Here is a 17,903-nt window from a genome sequence, read left to right as displayed (position 1 = left end):
CGAGGCCGAGCCAGCTTGCCGCTTGCAGCGATGCTCATCAGAAGTTCGCCGGGGTGTTGGCGCTGATGATCTCGGCTTCGTCCTGGCCGATGTTCTTGAAGCTGTGGGGCAGGGTGGTGGGGAAGTAGTAGCCGTCGCCGGAGTTCAGCACGCTGACCTGGCCGTCTACCCGCAACTCGATGGTGCCACGGGTCACCAGGCCGCATTCCTCGCCCTCGGTGTGCACGATCGGCTCTTCGCCGGAGTCGGCGCCCGGCGCATACAGCTCGCGCAGCATGCGCATCTGCCGACCTTCGACACTGGCGCCGACCAGCAGCATGCGCAAGCCACCACTGCCCAGGTCGGGCTGCTCGTTGGCGCGGAACACGAAGCGTTCTTCGCGCGGCGGTTCGTCGAAACTGAAGAACTCCGCCAACGACATCGGGATGCCTTCCAGCAGCTTTTTCAACGAGCTCACCGATGGGCTGACGCGGTTCTGCTCGATCTGTGAAATCGTCGAGTTGGTCAGGCCGCTGCGCCTGGCCAGCTCCCGTTGCGAGAGCTTGGTGCGTTCACGTACCAGTTTGAGTCGTGTCCCCGTGTCCATAGCCGCCTTGATGTCAAAAATAATGGGCGACGCATTAAAACACATTCCGTCGCCGAACCCGCCTACTGGCGTGCAGGCACCGGCCACAAGGCGATCAACAGCAGCAGCAAGGCGGCCATCAGGTACGGCAGGCGCGGGTCCAGGGCGTAGATCAGGGTGCCGGCCAGCGGCCCGATCACCGTGCCCAGCGCCTGTGCCGCGCCCACAGAGCCTGCGGTCGCGCCCTGTTCACCGGCATCCACCGCGTTCGCCGCCAGCGCCTGGAACGCCGGGAACACCCAGCCCATGCCGGCCGCAGCGACGAAGTAGCACGCCCACAGCATGCCCACGCTGTCGGCCAGGGCGCCGCTGGCAAAACCCAGCGCACTGATGCAGCCGCCCACGCGGATCATGCGCAGCGGCGGCCATTGCAGCTTGCTCACCAGCACCTGCGAGAAGATCAGCGCCGCACCCACCATGGTCAGGGCAATGCCCGCCGCTTGGGCGGCATCGGCAGGCGCCAGGCCCAGGCGGTCAAGGGCAAAGAAGCCTACGGTGATCTGCGCCAGCGACACGCACAGCATCGCCACGAAGGCCACCGTGAGCGGGCGAAGCAGGCGCGGGTCGGTCAGGCTGACGGGGCGGGGCGGTTGCCTCAGGTGCAGCTCCTGACCCTTGAGCTTGAACTGCAGTACCAGCAATGCCAGCAGTGGCAGCACCGACATCGCATAGAACGGCAGGCTCAGGCTGTGGCGCGCCAGCAGCGCGGCCAGTGCCGGGCCCATCACCAGGCCCACGGCGTTCGCCGCACCCAGCGAGGCCATGGCGCGGGCGCGCTGTTGCGGTTGCATGTTGTCGGCAATCAGCGCGGCGCAGCCGACCGGCAGGGCGGCATAGAACGCACCGATCAGGCCGCGGCCGATCACCAGTGCGGCAAAGGCCAGGGAGGTGGCCGGCAGGTAGCGCAGCGCGCCATCGATGAACAGGCACAGGGCCCAATAGGCCAGGGTGAACCCCGCGGTGCCCACCAGCAGCACCCGGCGGCGACCGAAGCGGTCGCTGGCCCGGCCCCAGGGGCGCGCCAGCAGCATCCACACCACCCCGGCTACCGTGACCGCCGCCCCCGCCTGCCAGGCTGCCAGGCCCAGCACCCGGGCGATGGGGCCGATCAGGGCGACGAAGGCCATCATCGCCATGGTGCAGGCCATGTTGACCACCATCAGCGGACGCAGGTCGAAGGCGGGGGTTTTGAGCAGCGGGGGTTGCTGGGCGGTGTTCATGGCTATCCAAGGCAGAGGAGCAGGGCGGCCATTGTGCCGCAGCTGCCCCCAAGGCTAAAGCCTGTAAACGATAGTAATAATCATTTAATTGACTTCAGCCTTGTTGCTGTGGGTTAGAAGTCGCCTTGCAGGGTCACCATCAGGTTGCGCGGCTCGCCATAGAAGTTGCCCCAGCCAGCGGCGCCGACGCTGCTGTAGTAGTGCTTGTCGAACAGGTTGTTGCCGTTGAGGGCCAGGCTCCAGTTGTCATCCAGGCGATAGCCGATGCGGGCGCTCCACAGGGCGTAGCCGGGCTGCACCATCTTGGTGTTGCGGTCCACGAAGTGGTTGGCACTCTGCGCGCTGACCCCGCCGCCCACGCTCCAGCGCTGCAGGGCGCCGTCCAGGTCGTAGTTGGTCCATACACGCGCCATGTGCCTGGGCACGTAGCTGGCGGTGAAGGTGGCGTCCTGGCGTTCGTCGTCGATGCGCTTGAGGTATTCGACCTGGGTGTAGGTGTAGCCGGCCAGCACCTGCAGGCGCTCGATCAGTTCACCGCTCAGCTCGGCTTCGAAGCCCTGGGCGCGCACCTTGCCGCTGTCGGTGTAGCAGTAACCGTCGGACGACCTATCGCATACCGTGCTGTAGTCAGCCTCGGCGCGACCCTGCTCGGTGTTGCGGAACAGGTTGAAGGCGCCATTGAGGCGACCCTGGTACCACTCGGCCTTGACCCCCACCTCATAGCTGGCACCGGTCTTGGGCTTGAGCGAGCTGCCGTCGGCCTTGGCGTAGGTGCTTTGCGGCTGGAAGATGTCGGCGTAGCTGGCGTAAACGGACCAGGTGTCGTCCAGGTCGTAGATCAACGCGGCGAACGGCGTCACCTGGCCGTTTTCCTGGCTGCGGTTGGGCTGCCAGTAGTTCCAGTATCGGGTGTAGCTGTCGCTGCTGTTGCGGTACCAGCTGACGCGGCTGCCGAGTACGGCGGTGAGGGGCTCGGCCAGCTTCAGGCGCAGGGTGGCGTAGGTGCCGAACTGACGGGTGTCGGAGGTCACCGGAATCGGCCCGCCGCGGTAGGACTCCTTCTCGTAGACCGAGTCACCCGGCTTGGGGATGTGCGGGTTGGGGTTGAACGGGTTCTGGGTAACGCCGTACAGCTCGGTCAGGTTGATCAGTTCGTAGCGGTCGCGGCCCTTGGAGCGGCTGGCGTTGGCGCCGACGATGATCTCGTGCTCCAGGCCCCAGGCCTGGAAATGGCCGTCCAGGTTGGCGTCGAAGCCGTAGTCGTCCTGGTCGTAGTCGAACAGCCCGGAGTACAGCTTCGAGGCGCTCTGGGTACTGCCCACCGGCACGGTGCCTTCGCCCATGGCGTATTGCATGTTCTGGTCGTTGTGGGTGTACATCGAGGCGACCTTGAGCGCCCAGTCTGCGTTGAAACGGTGGGTGAGGTCGGCGAACAGGCTGGTTCGCTCGCTGTCCCAGTGGTTCCACGACGCGCCCAGGCAGGTGGAGCGCGACAGCTTCAGGTCGCTGCCGTCGCTGTAGCGCGGCAGGCCCTGCCAGCAGGGCTTGGCGTCGAGCTTTTCGTAGGCCAGGCCCACGCCCAGGGTGGTGTCCTCGTTCAGGTCGTAGTCCAGTGCGCCGTACACCACCTGGTCTTCGCGCTCGCCGATGTCGTAGAAGTACTTGCGGTCCTGCTGGGCGACCACGGCGCGCCCGCGCAGGGTGCCGGCGTCGTTGAGCGGGCCGCCGGTGTCGACCTGGGCGCGGTAGTTGTCCCAGGTGCCGGCCGACAGCGTGACGTGGGTGGCGGCCTTGTCCTGGCCGCGCTTGCGAATGAAGTTGACCCCGCCGGCCGAGCTGCCGGCGCCTTTCATCATGCCGGCGGCGCCGCGCATGATCTCGACGCGGTCGTAATAGGCCATGTCGCTGGAGAAGCTGTTGGCCTGCACGTAGTTGCCGCCCACATCCAGCGGTACGCCGTCGTACTGGTACTGGCCGGCGATCATGAAGCCGCGCGAGTAGAAGTACTTGCCGCCCATGGGCGAGTCGTGAACGGTGATGCCGGGGGTTTTCTCCATCACCTGTTCGAGGCTGGTGAGGTTCTGTTCGTCCATCATCTTGCGCGTGATGACCGTGACCGACTGCGGGGTTTCGCGCAGCGAATGCTGACCCTTGCCGATGCTGACGCTGCGCACGGTGTAGCTGTCGGTGCTGTCGCCGGTGCTGCTGGTGCGGGTGCCGTCGACGTTGGTGGCGCCCAGTTCCAGGGCGCCGTTGCTGCTGGGGGCCGGGCGCAGCGAGTAGCTGCCGTCGCCTTGTGGGAAGGCTTGCAGCCCGCTGCCGGCCAGGATGCGGCTGAGGCCGTCGAGGGTGGCGTACTGGCCTTGCAGGCCGGGGCTCTGCTTGCCGCGGGTGAGGGCGGCGTCGTAGGACAGGTTGAGGCTGCTGGCGGCGGCGAAGGCACCGAGCACGCTGGCCAGCGAACCGGCGGGAATGTTGTAGGCCGTGCGGCTGCTGCTGACTTCATCGGCCATCGCCGAGGGGGCTGGCAGCACGCTGGCGGCCATGGCGGCGGCCAGCAGGTGGGCGGGGAGCAGGCGGGGGGAACGGGGTGACATGGGGGCCTCGTCGGATGCAGAAGGGATGCGCGAAAGGGGGTGTTTCAGACAAGGCGGATGAGAATGAGAAAAGGTACCGCGGGGGGAGGAATTTTTTTTGCTGCATCAAACACTGCGCTGTGCAGGTCAAGAGCCGGCCAGACAAGGCCGGCGCCTACATCACCCGCACCCAGTACCGACCATGCCGCTCGATTCGCAAATCGAACGAGCGCGCCAGCGCCGACAGCGCCGCATCACTGTCGGTCAACGAGAAGTTGCCCGACACACGCTGCTCTGCCAGCTGCGGCGCATAGGTCAGCAACCCCGGCCGGTATCGCCCCAGCTCGTCGAGCAGATCACCCAGCCGCCAGTTCTCCACCACCAGTTGCCCCAGGCTCCACGCCGCCTGGGCTGCCGACGCCAGCTGCGGGCTATCCACCCGCTGATCACTGAACCCGCACGCCTGCCCGCTCTCCAGGCGCTGCGCCTCCCCCAGCAAGGGGCTGACCCGCACCGCATGCTCGAACACCTCGACCTCGCTGCGCCCGGCCTGCTGCGCCACGCTGAAGCGCGTGCCCAACGCCTGCACCACGCCCTGCGCGGTCTGCACCCGCAACGGCCGCTGCTGCACATCCTTGCCACTGGTAAGCAGGATGCGCCCGCGCACCAGCTGAATCAGCCGTTGCCGGCTGTCGAAGCGGATGTTCACCGCCGACGCCGTATCGAGCACCAACTGGCTACCGTCGGCCAGGGTGACGCTGCGAATTTCACCCGTGCCACTGTGCACGTCCGCCAGCAACGCCTGCGCCGGAGTACTGCGGTAGCTGGCCCAGCCACCCAGCCCCAGCCCGGTCGCCAGCAGCAGCCCCTTGACCACGCCGCGGCGGGTCAGGCCATGGGCTTCGGCACGCTTGAAGGCATCGAACGCCAGCCCACCCGGCACACTGGCCAGTTGCCCATGCAACTGCTCGACCCGGGCCCAGGCCCAGCCGTTCTGCGGGGCACTGTCCAACCATGCCCGCCAGGCCCGTTCCAGGCCGGGGCTGGCATCGCCGGCCATGCGCTGCACATGCCAGCGGGCGGCTTCCTTGAGCGCCTGGCGCTGCGCTTCGCGGTCGTTGCTCATGGCTGCTCGTCGAAGGCGAGCAGCAGGCAGCGCTCGGTGGTCTTGTACATGTACTTCTTCACCGAACTGAGCGAAACGCCCAGCGCCGTGGCGATTTCGCCATAGGTCATGCCCAGCCAGTTGGCCATCAGGAACGCCTGGCGCGCCTTGGCGCCGCACCCGGCCAGCAGGCGGTCAACTTCGCGCAGGGTCTCGAGAATCAGCAGGCGCTCTTCCAGCGAGATCTCCTCGTACACCGGCTGGGCGGCCAGGGCTTGGAGGTAGGCCTGTTCAAGCTTCTGGCGCCGGAAATGGTCGATCATCACCCGCCGCGCCACGGTTGCCAGGTAGCTGCGCGGCTCGCGCAGCAGGCGCACCAGCTCCAGCGACTCGGACGAGGCGAGGATGCGCACGAAGGTGTCCTGCATCAGGTCGGCGGCGCGCTGCGGGCAGCTCAGGCGCCGGCGCAGCCAGTGCTGCAACCACAGGTGATGGTGCTGGTAGAGCTGGCCGACTTCGGCGTTGGCGGGTGAGGTGGGGGCGCTCATCCTGGCGACTTCCGGGGAAAAAGGATGCAGATGATAAGCATTCCCAAGAATGTTAGGAAGAGGGCAGGTGAAATAGCGCTGGGCGCATCGCGGGTCAAGCCTGCTCCCACAGGGTCTGCACCGTCCTGCAAGGCAGCGGTTTGGCTGTGGGAGCGGGCTTGCCCCGCGAAAGGGCCGCCACGCGGCCCCTCGGCGATTACCACAACGCCAGCGTATACCCCACGATCAAGCGGTTCTCGTCGATATCGCTGGTCAACCCGCCACTGGAACGGAACGTCGCATTGCGCAATCGTACGCTCACGTTCTTCAGCGGCCCGCTCTGCACCACATAGGCGATGTCGGTATCGCGCTCCCATTCCTTGCCGCCGCTCACCGTCGCGGTCTGGATATGGTTGCCATTCACATAGCGGGTCATGAAGCTCAGCCCCGGCAGCCCCAGCGCGGCGAAGTTGTAGTCGTAGCGCGCCTGCCACGCATCGGTTTCGGCCTTGGTGAACACATTCACCGTCACCAGGTTGACCGAGTACGGGTCCAGCCCCGGGTAGGCGAAGTCGCCGTCCCCCGAGAGGTTCTGGTAGCCCAGGCCGAATTTGTGCGCGCCCACGCCCAGGGTCAGCATGCCGTTGAAGAAGCGGTTGTCGATGCGCCCGCCGTCCACCCGCGCAGCGGAACGCAGGTTGGCGTTGCCTTGTTCGCGGGTGTCGAAGTAGCGCAGGTCGCTGCGCAGGCTCACGCCTTCGGTCAGCGGCAGGTCATGCACCAGCCCGGCGTAGTGCTGGCGGTAGAGGTCGTGCATCTGTGCGTAGTAGTAGCTCAGCGCCAGGTTGGGGCGCAGCGCGTAGGTGCCGCCTGCCAGGTCCAGGTGGCTGCTCTGGACACCGGCATAGCTCATCTGGTCGTTGCTCGAGGAGTCGCGCAGGTTCTGTTTTTCCAGACGGCCCACGTTCAGGGTCAGGCCGTCGATGTCCTGCGAGGTCAGCAGGCTGCCGTTGTAGGTCGAGGGCAGCAGGCGCACGTCGTTGATCGAGGCAACCGGCAAGGTGGGCTGCAAGGTGCCGAGCTTGAGCACGCTCTTGCCCAGGCGCAGCTTGGCGGTCAGGCCCAGTTCGCTGTAGTCGTGCGCCGGCTCCTGGCTGGCGCCGAACGGCAGCAGGCCGGTGCCCCGGTGCGCCTTGCTGGAGTCGAGCTTCAGGCCCAGCTCGCCCAGCGCATCCAGGCCAACGCCCAGGGTGCCTTCGGTGTAACCCGATTCCATGCGCAGGATGAAGCCCTGGGCCCACTCCCGCGCCTGGCTCTGGGGCGCGGCGTGCTGGCGAAAGTCGCGGCTGAAATAGAAGTTGCGGGCCTCCAGGCTGGCCTTGCTGTCCTGGATGAAATCGGCCTGCACAAGCAACGGCGCAAGCGCGGCGCACAGGCCGGCGCTGGCCGTCAGGGGACGGCGGGAAAACGACATGCAATCTACCTTTTGTTGTTGTTCTGGCGGCAGCCGCTGCTGCGGTGCGGGCATATAATTAACATATTATCTTTTTGCCCCGAAAGCCTTTGCAGGCTTGCGAGCGAAAAAAGTTAACGTGTTAACGTTATGCCCTTTGCCAGGTAGGTTGCCTGTTGCTGCGCCGGCGCGCTCAGCGCCCCGGCCACATGCTGCGCAACACGCCATCGCGGCGGACAAAACCGTGCACCAGTGCGGCGGCGATATGCACCAGCACGGTGGCAAACAGCAGGTACGCCAGCCAGCCGTGCAGGGCGCGCAGCAGGGCGTACAGGCGCAGGTCGTGGGGCGCGATGGCCGGCAGTTGCCACGGCAGCGGGTAGCCACCGGCCGATTGCATGCCCCAGCCGATCAGCGGCATGCCCAGCATCAACCCGTACAGCAGCAGGTGCGAAGCCTTGGCGGCCCACTGCTGCAGGCGTGGCAGGTCGCTGGGCAGGGGCGGGGTGGCGTAACGCAGGCGTGTGGCGATGCGCAGCACCACCAGCACCAGCAGGGCCAGGCCGATGGCCTTGTGCAGGCTGACCAGCCATGGGTGGCGGGGCGAGAGGTCGGCGACCATGCTCACGCCGACAAACAGCATCGCCAGGATCAACACGGCCATCAGCCAGTGCAGCAGGCGCGCCAACGGGTGGAAGCGGGTGGACGGGTGCAGGTTCATGGGTGGGCCCCCAGGGCGGTTTCGCGGCTGCGCCGGTTGAAGGATTCGGCATAGGCGGCCGAGCGGGCGGCCAGGATCGGGTCGGCCGAGGCCTGGATGCCGTCGGGCAGTATCAGCGGGTCGAAGTTCAGGTCACGGCATTCGCCCTGCTCGGGCGCATTGACGTGGTCGATCACCAGGGTGCCGGCATCGACCTGCTGGCGGGTGACGGGCCAGGGGCGCGCGGGGTCGTCCACCGGGTCGTCGGCGCCGGCCAGGGTCAGGCGCAGGGTCCAGCGCAGCGGGCCCTTGGCCAGGCGTTGCTGCAGGTCGTGCTGAAGGAAGTTCCTGTCGTCGACCTGGGCTGGCAACGGGGCGAAGTCGCTGTGCGGCTGCAGGCTCCAGCGCACGTACTGCACCTTGCCCGCCGCATCCACCAGGCGAAACGCGTTGATGCTGTTGAAGGCCGAGCTGGCAAAGCTGTCGGAGGGCTTGTAGTCCCTGGCCCACTGGCGGAAGGCGGCGCTTTCGGGATGCCTGGCGAAAAACGCCTGCAGGGCCGCCGGGTCCGGCTTGCCGGTGGCCGGGTCGGGCGTCGAGGCCAGCACCTGTTCGTAGAACCCTGCGGCATCGCTGACGGCCAGCACTGGCGGGGTGTTCATGCCGGTACGCCAGCGCTGACCGTCGTCGCTGCTGAACTGCAGCGCCAGGCTGCGGGTGGCGACACTGGCGTCGGCGCTGAACGGGTTGGCGCCGCCGATGGCGAAACGTCCGATCACCGGCACTCTGGATTGGCTGAACACCCGGGCCCGCGACCAGCTGGCCGCCTGGCCGCTGCTGTCGAAATAGCCGCTCACGCACAGGCCCTTGGCGTGATTCTTTCGATAGCCGGGGTAGTGCCCGGCCTGGGCCTCGAAGGTGTCGATGATGCGTTGCGGGGTCAGGCGCTGCGGGCCGATCCAGCCGGCAGCGTAGGCAAAGCTTGCGCCCAGGGCGGCGATACCCAGGCCGATGACGGCCAGGCGCAGGGTGCGGGCGCGACCGTTTAACGGAGTGCTCATGGCGGCGATCCGGTCAGTGAATGAGCCGGTACGACGCACCGCACCAGGTTTTATTCCACGCCGGCGGGAATAAATTTCGGCGGCGAGCGTCTGCCTCGTACACTGACTGCCAGCCGCCCAGAACCCCGACCATGAACGATCTTGATGACGACCAGTTGCGCGACATGCTCCAGCGCCTGCGCCGCTTTGCCTTGTGGCTGACCCGCGAGGCCAGCAGCGCCGACGACCTGGTGCAGGCCACGGTGGAGCGCGCCCTGAGCCGGCGCGGCCAGCAGCGTGGCGATGACAGCCTGCGCGCCTGGCTGTTCGCGATCCTGTACCGGCTGTTCATCGACGCCAAGCGCCGCGAGCGCCGGCATGCCCGCTGGCTGGCGTGGTTCGGGCGCGACGAGGCGGTGGGCAGCAGCACCGAGGATATCGTGCTCGCCGAGTCGGGCCTGGCCGCATTCGCGCGCCTGCCCACCGAGCAACGGGCGCTGTTGCTGCTGGTGAGTGTCGAGGGTCTGAGCTACAAGGAGGCCGCCCAGGCCCTGGACGTGCCCATCGGCACGGTGATGTCGCGCCTGTCGCGGGCGCGTGCGGCAATGCGAGAACTGGCCGAGGGCAATACGCCGCCCCCGGCATTGCGGAGGTTGAAATGAGCCGGCTGATCCCGTCCGAAGACGAGTTGCACGCCTATGTCGACGAACGCCTCGAGACGGCGCGCCGCCGCGAGGTAGAACTGTACCTGGCAGCCCACCCCGAGCAGGCGGCGCGGGTCGAGGGCTGGCGCGCCGATGCACGCCTGCTGCGCACCGCCCTGGCCGGGCTGGCCGAGCAGCCCGCGAACCCGCGGCTCGACCCGGCAGCCGTGCGCCGCGCCGTGCGCCAGCGCCATCGCCGCCAATGGGCCAGCGCGGCGATGCTGCTGGTGGCACTGGGCATCGGTGGCCTGGGCGGCTGGCAGGCGCGCGAGTCGAGCCTGCAGGCGGGCCTCGCACCGATGGCCGATGCCGTGCAGGCGCACCGCCTGTTTGCCCAGTCGGGCACATTGGACCTGAACGTGCAGCGGCCGGGGCAATTGCAGGCCTGGCTGGGCGAGCACTTTGCCCAGGCAGGGCAGTTGCCGGACCTCTCGGCCTATGGCTTCACGCCGGTGGGCGCGAGGTTGCTCAGCAACGAGCAGGGGCCGGCGGCGCTGCTGCTGTTCCAGGATGCCAGCGGCGAGCGGGTCAGCCTGTTCCTGCGCTCGCCCGGCGAGCACTATGCGCGCATGCCCAGTGGCGAGCGGGTGGACGGCGAGTTGCAGGCCCGCTACTGGTCGCAGGGCGCCTACAACTACGCGCTGGTCAGCCCGGCAGCAGAGCCGCGTGCCGCGCAGTTGCGCCAGGCACTGGGGATTGCCCTGTAGCGGGTGCGAACAGGTCCATGAAGTGGCGTGCCTGCGGGGTGCTCTGCTCCCCCGGGCACACCATGTACAGGCCCAGCGGCGGGGTGTCGTGCAGGGCACAGAAGTGCACGCCGTCCTGGCGGTTGGCCCGCGCCGCCGCCTGCGGCACCAGGGCCACGCCGAACCCGCAGCCCACCAGGCTGACCAGTGTCTGCATCTGCGCCGCCTGCTGGCTGATGCGCGGGGTGAAGCCGGCGCGTTCGCACAGGCTCAGCATCTGCTGGTGAAAGCCGCTGCCCAGGGCCGGCGGGGTGAACACGAAGTCTTCGTCTGCGGCCTCGCCCAGGTGCACCGGGCCACCGTGGGCCAGTCGGTGCCCGGCAGGCACCGCCAGCAGCAGCGGCTCGTCGAGGATCAGCCGGCTGTGCAGGCGCTCGCTCAGCCCCGGCAACTGGCGCATGAAGGCCACGTCCAGTTCACCACCCAGCACGCCCTCGGCCAGTTGCGCCGAGGGTTGCTGCTGCAGGCTCAGGCGCACCTTGGGCCACTGCGTGCGAAACCGGCGCAGGGCCTCGAGCAGCGGCGGGTAGCCGGCCAGTGCCAGGCTGCCGATGCGCAGGTGCCCGCTGACCCCGTCGGCCACCTCGCGGGCGTGTTCGGCGCCCTGGTCCAGCAGGCTCAGGGTGGCGCGCGCGGTCTCGACGAAGGCCTGGCCGGCGCCGGTCAGGCACACCCCGCGCGAGTGACGTACCAGCAGCGTGCAACCGAGCTTCTGTTCCAGCCGCGCAATCGCCTGGCTCAGCGGCGGCTGGGCCATGTGCAGGCGTTCGGCGGCGCGGTGGATGTGCAGTTCTTCGGCAACGACGATGAACTGGCGTAACAGGCGGGTCTCGATCATGGCGGCGTCCCTGGCGCGGTGCGATATCTGACGGGTATCGGAACCGGCCTTCGATAATATTCAACTTTGCGCGGCGCGCTCGATAGGCTCGACGACTTTACAGGAGAGCGCCCATGAACTTCACCCATCGCACCTTTCTCGTCACCGGCGCCGCCCGCGGCCTGGGGCTTGCCTACGCCAGGGCCCTGGCCGAGCGCGGCGCGCAGGTGGTCATTACCGACCGCGGCGCCGACCGCGCCGGCTGCGGCACCGACCCCGGCCCGGTCGAACAGGCGGCCCAGGCCCTGCGGGCGGCGGGGCACCAGGTACTCGGGCACTGCGCCGAACTGGCCGATGAAGCGGCCTGTGAGGCGCTGGTGGCACGCACTGTGGAGCAGTTCGGCGGCCTCGACGGGGTGATCCACAACGCCGGCTGGGTGGGGTACCAGCCGATCGAGCAGGTGGATGCAGGCTTTGTCGAGCGCGCCCTGGCGATCAACGTGCAAGCGCCCTTGTGGCTGTGCAAGCACGCCTGGCCGCACCTGAAGGCCAGCGCCGCGCCGCGTGTGGTGCTGACGACCTCCGACCGGGCGATGTATGCGTGCTACGCGCAAACCGGGCTGGCGGCCTATGCGGCCGGCAAGATGGCGCAGCTGGGCATCATGAATGCCTTGAGCGAAGAGGGCGCCGCACACGGCATTCTGGTCAACGCGGTTTCGCCGGTGGCGCGCACGCGCATGTGGGGCGAGGAGGGCGAGCCGGATGACCTCAAGCCCGAGTGGGTGGTGCCGGGGGTGGTGTACCTGGTGTCGGACGCGTGCCAGGTGACGGGGCAGGTGCTGCGCGCCAGCAACGGGCAGTTCGTGGCCACGCGCTTCGAGGAGCAGGCGGGGGTCACCTACCCGAGGGATCTGCGCGGGGTCGAGGCGCAGCAGCCCGAGCAGGTGGCGCAGTGCTGGGCGGCGCACGGAATCTGAGGCATCGCCGGGGGATCGCGCCTACTCTTTCAGGCAGACCGTTTGCCATTGCGACCGGCCACCTGATAAAACCTGTATGCAGCATTGCGTCAGGCGTTAATACCCCGATGCCACAGCCGTTCGCTGGCGTCGTACATATGGAATCCAGAATGACCCCAAGACACGTAATCAACGCATCTGTCAGCCCCAAAGGCAGCCTGGAGACACTCTCCCAACGTGAAGTGCAGCAACTGAGCGAAGCCGGTTCCGGCAGCATCTACACCCTGTTCCGCCAGTGCGCCCTGGCCATCCTCAATACCGGCGCCCACGTCGACAACGCCAAGACCATTCTCGACGCCTACAAGGACTTCGAAGTCCGTATCCACCAGCAGGACCGCGGCGTGCGCCTTGAGTTGCTGAACGCGCCGGCCGACGCCTTCGTCGATGGCGAAATGATCGCCAGCACCCGCGAAATGCTGTTCAGCGCCCTGCGCGACATCGTCTACACCGAAAGCGAACTGGACCGCATGGGCATCGACCTGGAAAGCTCCCAGGGCATCACCGACTATGTCTTCCAGCTGCTGCGCAACGCGCGCACCCTGCGCCCGGGCGTGGAGCCGAAGATGGTGGTGTGCTGGGGCGGCCACTCGATCAGCACCGAGGAATACCAGTACACCAAGAAGGTCGGCCACGAGCTGGGCCTGCGCAAGCTGGACATCTGCACCGGCTGCGGGCCGGGCGTGATGAAGGGGCCGATGAAGGGCGCCACCATCGCCCACGCCAAGCAGCGCATGAGCATCGGTCGCTACCTGGGACTGACCGAGCCGGGCATCATCGCCGCCGAGGCGCCGAACCCGATCGTCAACGAGCTGGTGATTCTGCCGGACATCGAAAAGCGCCTGGAAGCCTTCGTGCGCGTGGGCCACGGCATCATCATCTTCCCTGGTGGCGCGGGCACGGCCGAGGAGTTCCTGTACCTGCTGGGCATCCTGATGCACCCGGAAAACCGCGACCTGCCGTTCCCGGTGATCCTCACCGGCCCGCGCAGCGCCGAGGCGTACCTGCAGCAGCTGCATGATTTTGTCGGCGCCACCCTGGGCGAGGCGGCCCATGCGCTGTACGAGATCATCATCGATGACCCGGCCCAGGTGGCGCGGCAGATGACCGAGGGGCTCAGGCAGGTCAAGCAGTTCCGCCGCGAGCGCAACGATGCGTTCCACTTCAACTGGATGCTGAAGATCGAAGAGGGCTTCCAGCGCCCGTTCGACCCGACCCACGCCAACATGGCCAGCCTGCAACTGAGCCGCGACTTGCCGGCGCACGAGCTGGCGGCGAACCTGCGCCGTGCGTTCTCCGGGATCGTGGCGGGCAACGTGAAGGACAAGGGCATTCGCCTGATCGAGGAGCATGGGCCGTACGAGATCCATGGCGATACCGCGATCATGCAGCCACTGGACAAGCTGTTGCAGGCGTTCGTGGAGCAGCATCGGATGAAGCTGCCGGGTGGGGCGGCGTATGAGCCGTGCTACCGCGTGGTGAGCTGAAGCTTCGCCGGCAAGGCCGGCTCCTACAGACGGTGCACGACCTGTAGGAGCCGGCCTTGCCGGCGAATGGGCCAAAACGATCAGCCCTGCTGCAAACGCCTGAGCACCAACCCGGTCAGCTCATCGATCATCGGCCGGAACGCTTCGGCCGTGCAGTGCTGCCCGAGCATCACGGTGCGTGTGGTGAGGTGCGAGAACAGCGCATCGAACAGTACGTGCGGCAGTTCCGACAGCGATGCATCCGCGGCCACTGCCCCTTGCCCGCGCTGGCCTTCGAGCAAGCGCAGAATCAGCGAATGCCACACCTGCGGGCCATGCTCGTACCAAGTCTGGCCCACTTCGGGCACATGCGCCGTGCCATTGACCACCAGGCGGTAGAACGCCACGTGCCGCGGGCTGGTGACCACCGCCACCAACTGGTCGAGGATCAGCCGCAGCCCCTCGGCCAGGCCCACGGTGCTGGTGTCCAGCTGGCGCAGGTCGATGATGAAGTCGTCGCACAGGTACTCCACCACCGCCACCAGCAGCTCGTTCTTGCTGCCGAAGTAGCGGTAGATGGTGGCCTTGGAACCGCCTGCCGCGGCTACGATGGCGTCCATGCTGACGCCATCGTAGCCGTGCTCCAGAAACAGCTCGCTGGCGGTCACCAGCAGGTTGCGCCTGCGCTCCACACTTCGGCTCGTAGGGGAAGTCGGGGCACGGTGCAACGGGGTCATGGGCGCTACTCTTTGTCAGGGAGCGCGTACGCTATCACGTAATCCCCGCGATCTGGAGACTGGCGCGCACCGCCGGCCACCACCACCACGTACTGACGGCCCGAGCGCGGCGACACGTAGCTCATCGGTGTGGCCTGGCCGCCGACCGGCAGGCGACCCTTCCACACTTCCTCGCCCGTGGCGATGTCCAGTGCCCGCAGGTAGTAGTCCTGGGTACCGGCATAGAACACCAGCCCGGCACCGGTGCTCACGCCGCCGCCCAGGGTGGGCATGCCCAGCGGGATCGGCAGGTTGGCACGCACGCCATTGATCACCGCGTCCTGCACCGTACCGGCCGGACGTTCCCAGACCTGCTTGCGGGTTTTCAGGTCGATGGCGGCGAACACGCCCCATGGCGGGCTCTGGCAGGGGATGCCCAGTGGCGAGTTGAAGGCCTTGTGGTCGATCACGAACGGCGTGCCGTCCATCGGGTAGGTACTGCCCACGCCGTGCCCGGACTTGAGGTGCGACAGGTCGACGTTTTCACGCTTGACCAGCTTGACCACCTGCGGGATGCGGATGTCGTTGAGGAACAGGTAGCCGTTGCGCTCGTCGATGGCCGCGCCGCCCCAGTTGAAGCCACCGTAGTAGCCCGGGTAGATCAGGGTGTCGCGGGTGCTCGGTGCGGTGAACTCACCCTCGTAGTTGAGTTCGCGGAAGTTGATGCGGCACATCAGCTGGTCGAAGAAGGTCGCGCCCCACATGTCCTGTTCGGTCAGCGGTTCGGCGCCCAGCGCCGGCATGCCTACCGAGTAGGGTTGGGTCTTGGCTACCCAGTCGCCTTCGGCATGGGCCTGGGGCACGGGTTTTTCGACCACGTCGGCAATCGGCTTGCCGGTGCGACGGTCGAGCAGGAAGATCTGCCCGCGCTTGGTCAGCTGGATCAGCGCGGGGATCTTGCCGCCCTTGCCGTCCGGCACGTCGTACAGCGCCGGCTGGGCAGCCACGTCGTAGTCCCAGATGTCGTGGTGCACGGTCTGGAAGGTCCAGCGCTCGCGGCCGGTGGCCATGTCCAGGGCAACCACGGCAGACGAGTATTTCTCGGTCAGCGCCGGGCGATCGCCACCCCAGAAATCGGGCTGCTGGTTGCCGGTAGGCAGGTAGACCAGGCCCAGTTCGTCATCGAACGCCGGGGTAGACCACATGTTCGGCGTGCTGCGGGTATAGGTTTCGCCCTCCGGTGGCAGCTTGGTGATGGCCGGGTTGCCCAGGTCCCACGCCCACACCAGTTCGCCGGTGTCGGCGCTGAAGGCACGCACCACGCCTGACGGTTCGTCGGTGGAGCGGCCATCGAAGACCCAGCCGCCGAGGATGATCAGGTTGCGTGCCACGGTGGGCGCGGAGGTGTAGGCGTAGTACGGCACGCCTTCATCCACCAGGCCCAGGCCCTGGGTCAGGTCGACCGAGCCCTTGTCGCCGAAGTCTTCGCACGGCTTGCCGGTGTCGGCGTCGATCTCGATCAGCCGTGCATCCATGGTGACCTGCACGATGCGCTTGGCGCACACACCACCCGTGGCGCGTGGGGCGGGTGCCAGGTCAGCGAACTGGAACGGCTTCTGGACCTTGGCCGGCTCGTAGTAGCCAAGGCCGCGGCAGCGGTTCCAGGTCTTGTCGTTGGCGGGCTTGGAGTCGAAGGTCCAGCGCTCCTTGCCGGTGTCGGCATCCAGCGCGATGACCTTGCTCAACGGGGTGCAGGTGTACACCGTGTCGGCGATCTGGATCGGCGTGTTCTGCGACTCGGAGGCGCCTTCGGCGATCTCGCCGGTGCGGTAGGTCCAGGCCACCTGGAGCTTGTCGATGTTGCCCTTGTTGATCTGGTCCAGCGGCGTGAAGCGCGTGCCCTGCGGGCCGTTGCTGTAGTGCTGCCAGTCCTGGGGGGCGCCGGCCGTGGTGGCCGGGGTGTCGAGCACAGGTTCCGTGGTGGCGTGCATGACCCCGTGCGGCACGAAGGTCGAGGCGCCGCCGGCCACCAGGGCCAGCCCGAACAGGGCGGCGCAGGCATGGCTGAGGCCACGCTGACGGCCGCCGGCCAGGTACGGATGCAACACCGCCGCCACCAGGCCGATCACCAGGAACGGCGCCAGGCGCGGCACCAGTGGCCAGAAGCGCAGGCCGACTTCCCACAGCGACCAGATGACGGTGGCGCCGAACACCAGCGCCATCAGGCCGGCGCCCAGCGGCTTGCGCCGGGCATAGAGCACACCGGCCAGCAGCATGCCCAGGCCGGCCAGCAGGTAGTACCACGAGCCGCCGAGGGTGGCCAGGCGCACACCGCCGACCGCCAGGGCCAGGCCGCTGAGGCCGAGCAGGGTACCGAAGATGTAAAAGGCAAGGCGAGTTGAAGCAGGGGCAGGGGCCCCCGGGTTATCTGTGTTTTTCATTCCTGTTTGTCCATGACACGACCCCAGCTGCGCGGGCATGGGGGCGTGGATTCATGTTTAGTACTGTACGGTACAGTTTTATTTTGAACCTGTTCAGGCGGCAATGAAAGACAAAATGTCGCACCGGTGAAATTTTTTGTGACAATCATCGGGATCAGGATGAACAGCAAGGGGAGTGCAGGCATGGTGTTGCAGGTGGTGGCGAGTACGCCCAGGACGGTGGTGGTGATGCCGGATGCGGCGTTGGCGCCGTGGGTGAACCAGGCGTTGATCGACAGCTTTGTGCTGCACCAGCCGTTTTTGCCGTGGGCCAAGGCCGCACCGGCGTTGCAGGACACGCGCAACAACCTGCGCCAGGCGTTGCTGGACCACGCGCGGGTGGCGGCCGAGAAACGTTACTTCATTCTCACGGCCGATCAGACCGCGGTGATTGGCTGTGCCGGCCTGTATCCGGACCCTGCGGGCGAGCATGCGCATGTGCTGGGGTACTGGGCCAACGTCGGGTACAGCGGGCAGGGGTTGATGAGCGAAGGCATCGGCGCGCTGCTGGCGGCGCAGGATTTCGGCACCCTGCGCCTGACCGCGGCGTCGGTGAACGGCGCCAGCCATGGGCTGGCCAGGGCGCTTGGGTTCGAGGTGGTGCGGGTGGTGGAGGGTGTGCGCGATACACCGTGGCATGGGGTGCATGACACCTGGATATTCGAGCGCAGGGTTGAGGGATGATTGAGGCGGGGCTGCCTTGCAGCCCATCGCG

The 17,903-nt window shown here is 67.2% G+C and carries 16 protein-coding genes; 5 read left to right on the top strand and 11 right to left on the bottom strand.

The window, feature by feature from the left end; all coding sequences use genetic code 11:
* Nucleotides 1-37: 37 nt before the first annotated feature.
* The 8 genes from N0B28_RS16765 to N0B28_RS16730 form a co-directional block, all read right to left on the bottom strand.
* Nucleotides 38-586 carry a cupin domain-containing protein gene (locus tag N0B28_RS16765; RefSeq protein WP_043859772.1) on the bottom strand — a complete coding sequence of 183 codons (549 nt, stop codon included), beginning with the start codon at nt 584-586 and terminating at the stop codon, nt 38-40.
* Nucleotides 587-648: 62 nt separating this feature from the next.
* Nucleotides 649-1,845, bottom strand: coding sequence for an MFS transporter (locus N0B28_RS16760; RefSeq protein WP_058541248.1), 1,197 nt, complete (start codon nt 1,843-1,845; stop codon nt 649-651).
* 113 nt (nt 1,846-1,958) lie between these two features.
* The gene (locus N0B28_RS16755; RefSeq protein WP_275732071.1) at nt 1,959-4,391 is read right to left on the bottom strand and encodes a TonB-dependent siderophore receptor; all 2,433 of its coding nucleotides are present in this window, start codon (nt 4,389-4,391) and stop codon (nt 1,959-1,961) included.
* A gap of 205 nt (nt 4,392-4,596) precedes the next feature.
* Nucleotides 4,597-5,547, bottom strand: a complete 951-nt coding sequence (locus N0B28_RS16750; protein WP_043860919.1) for a FecR domain-containing protein — start codon at nt 5,545-5,547, stop codon at nt 4,597-4,599.
* Complete coding sequence (locus N0B28_RS16745) at nt 5,544-6,074, bottom strand: sigma-70 family RNA polymerase sigma factor (protein ID WP_043860918.1); 531 nt, start codon at nt 6,072-6,074, stop codon at nt 5,544-5,546. Before N0B28_RS16745 ends, N0B28_RS16750 begins: the two co-directional genes overlap by 4 nt.
* 196 nt (nt 6,075-6,270) lie before the next feature.
* A complete protein-coding gene (locus tag N0B28_RS16740) occupies nt 6,271-7,527 on the bottom strand; it encodes an OprD family porin (RefSeq protein WP_275727612.1) in 1,257 nt (418 codons plus the stop codon).
* A gap of 172 nt (nt 7,528-7,699) precedes the next feature.
* On the bottom strand, nt 7,700-8,227 hold the full coding sequence (locus N0B28_RS16735; RefSeq protein ID WP_043860916.1) for a cytochrome b: 528 nt from the start codon (nt 8,225-8,227) through the stop codon (nt 7,700-7,702).
* On the bottom strand, nt 8,224-9,267 hold the full coding sequence (locus N0B28_RS16730) for a catalase family peroxidase (RefSeq protein WP_275727607.1): 1,044 nt from the start codon (nt 9,265-9,267) through the stop codon (nt 8,224-8,226). Before N0B28_RS16730 ends, N0B28_RS16735 begins: the two co-directional genes overlap by 4 nt.
* A gap of 131 nt (nt 9,268-9,398) precedes the next feature.
* On the opposite strand from N0B28_RS16730, the gene N0B28_RS16725 reads away from it, so the two are divergent.
* Nucleotides 9,399-9,908, top strand: coding sequence for a sigma-70 family RNA polymerase sigma factor (locus N0B28_RS16725; protein WP_043860914.1), 510 nt, complete (start codon nt 9,399-9,401; stop codon nt 9,906-9,908).
* The gene (locus N0B28_RS16720; RefSeq protein WP_088515176.1) at nt 9,905-10,657 is read left to right on the top strand and encodes an anti-sigma factor; all 753 of its coding nucleotides are present in this window, start codon (nt 9,905-9,907) and stop codon (nt 10,655-10,657) included. Before N0B28_RS16725 ends, N0B28_RS16720 begins: the two co-directional genes overlap by 4 nt.
* Here the strand turns inward: N0B28_RS16720 and N0B28_RS16715 are convergent.
* Nucleotides 10,596-11,534: a LysR substrate-binding domain-containing protein gene (locus N0B28_RS16715; protein WP_236177089.1), complete on the bottom strand. Its 939-nt coding sequence runs from the start codon at nt 11,532-11,534 to the stop codon at nt 10,596-10,598. The genes N0B28_RS16720 and N0B28_RS16715 overlap by 62 nt on opposite strands.
* Before the next feature lie 113 nt (nt 11,535-11,647).
* Between N0B28_RS16715 and N0B28_RS16710 the strand changes: the two genes are divergently transcribed.
* Both N0B28_RS16710 and ppnN read left to right on the top strand, forming a co-directional pair.
* Nucleotides 11,648-12,490, top strand: coding sequence for an SDR family oxidoreductase (locus N0B28_RS16710; protein WP_058541240.1), 843 nt, complete (start codon nt 11,648-11,650; stop codon nt 12,488-12,490).
* Between the two features lie 149 nt (nt 12,491-12,639).
* Nucleotides 12,640-14,013 carry a nucleotide 5'-monophosphate nucleosidase PpnN gene (ppnN, locus tag N0B28_RS16705; RefSeq protein WP_043860910.1) on the top strand — a complete coding sequence of 458 codons (1,374 nt, stop codon included), beginning with the start codon at nt 12,640-12,642 and terminating at the stop codon, nt 14,011-14,013.
* 80 nt (nt 14,014-14,093) lie between these two features.
* On the opposite strand, the gene N0B28_RS16700 is transcribed toward ppnN, so the two are convergent.
* Both N0B28_RS16700 and N0B28_RS16695 read right to left on the bottom strand, forming a co-directional pair.
* Entirely contained in the window at nt 14,094-14,729 is a 636-nt protein-coding gene (locus N0B28_RS16700) for a TetR/AcrR family transcriptional regulator (RefSeq protein WP_081315165.1), read from the bottom strand.
* 5 nt (nt 14,730-14,734) lie between these two features.
* Nucleotides 14,735-17,149, bottom strand: coding sequence for a membrane-bound PQQ-dependent dehydrogenase, glucose/quinate/shikimate family (locus N0B28_RS16695; RefSeq protein ID WP_196932446.1), 2,415 nt, complete (start codon nt 17,147-17,149; stop codon nt 14,735-14,737).
* 159 nt (nt 17,150-17,308) lie between these two features.
* On the opposite strand from N0B28_RS16695, the gene N0B28_RS16690 reads away from it, so the two are divergent.
* The gene (locus N0B28_RS16690; RefSeq protein ID WP_078480739.1) at nt 17,309-17,872 is read left to right on the top strand and encodes a GNAT family N-acetyltransferase; all 564 of its coding nucleotides are present in this window, start codon (nt 17,309-17,311) and stop codon (nt 17,870-17,872) included.
* Nucleotides 17,873-17,903 lie beyond the last annotated feature (31 nt).

The organism is Pseudomonas sp. SD17-1, assembly GCF_029201585.1.
Classification (GTDB): Bacteria; Pseudomonadota; Gammaproteobacteria; order Pseudomonadales; family Pseudomonadaceae; genus Aquipseudomonas; species Aquipseudomonas palmensis.
The sequence above is the reverse complement of the archived record's forward strand: the minus strand, read 5'-3'. Positions and strand labels throughout refer to the sequence as shown.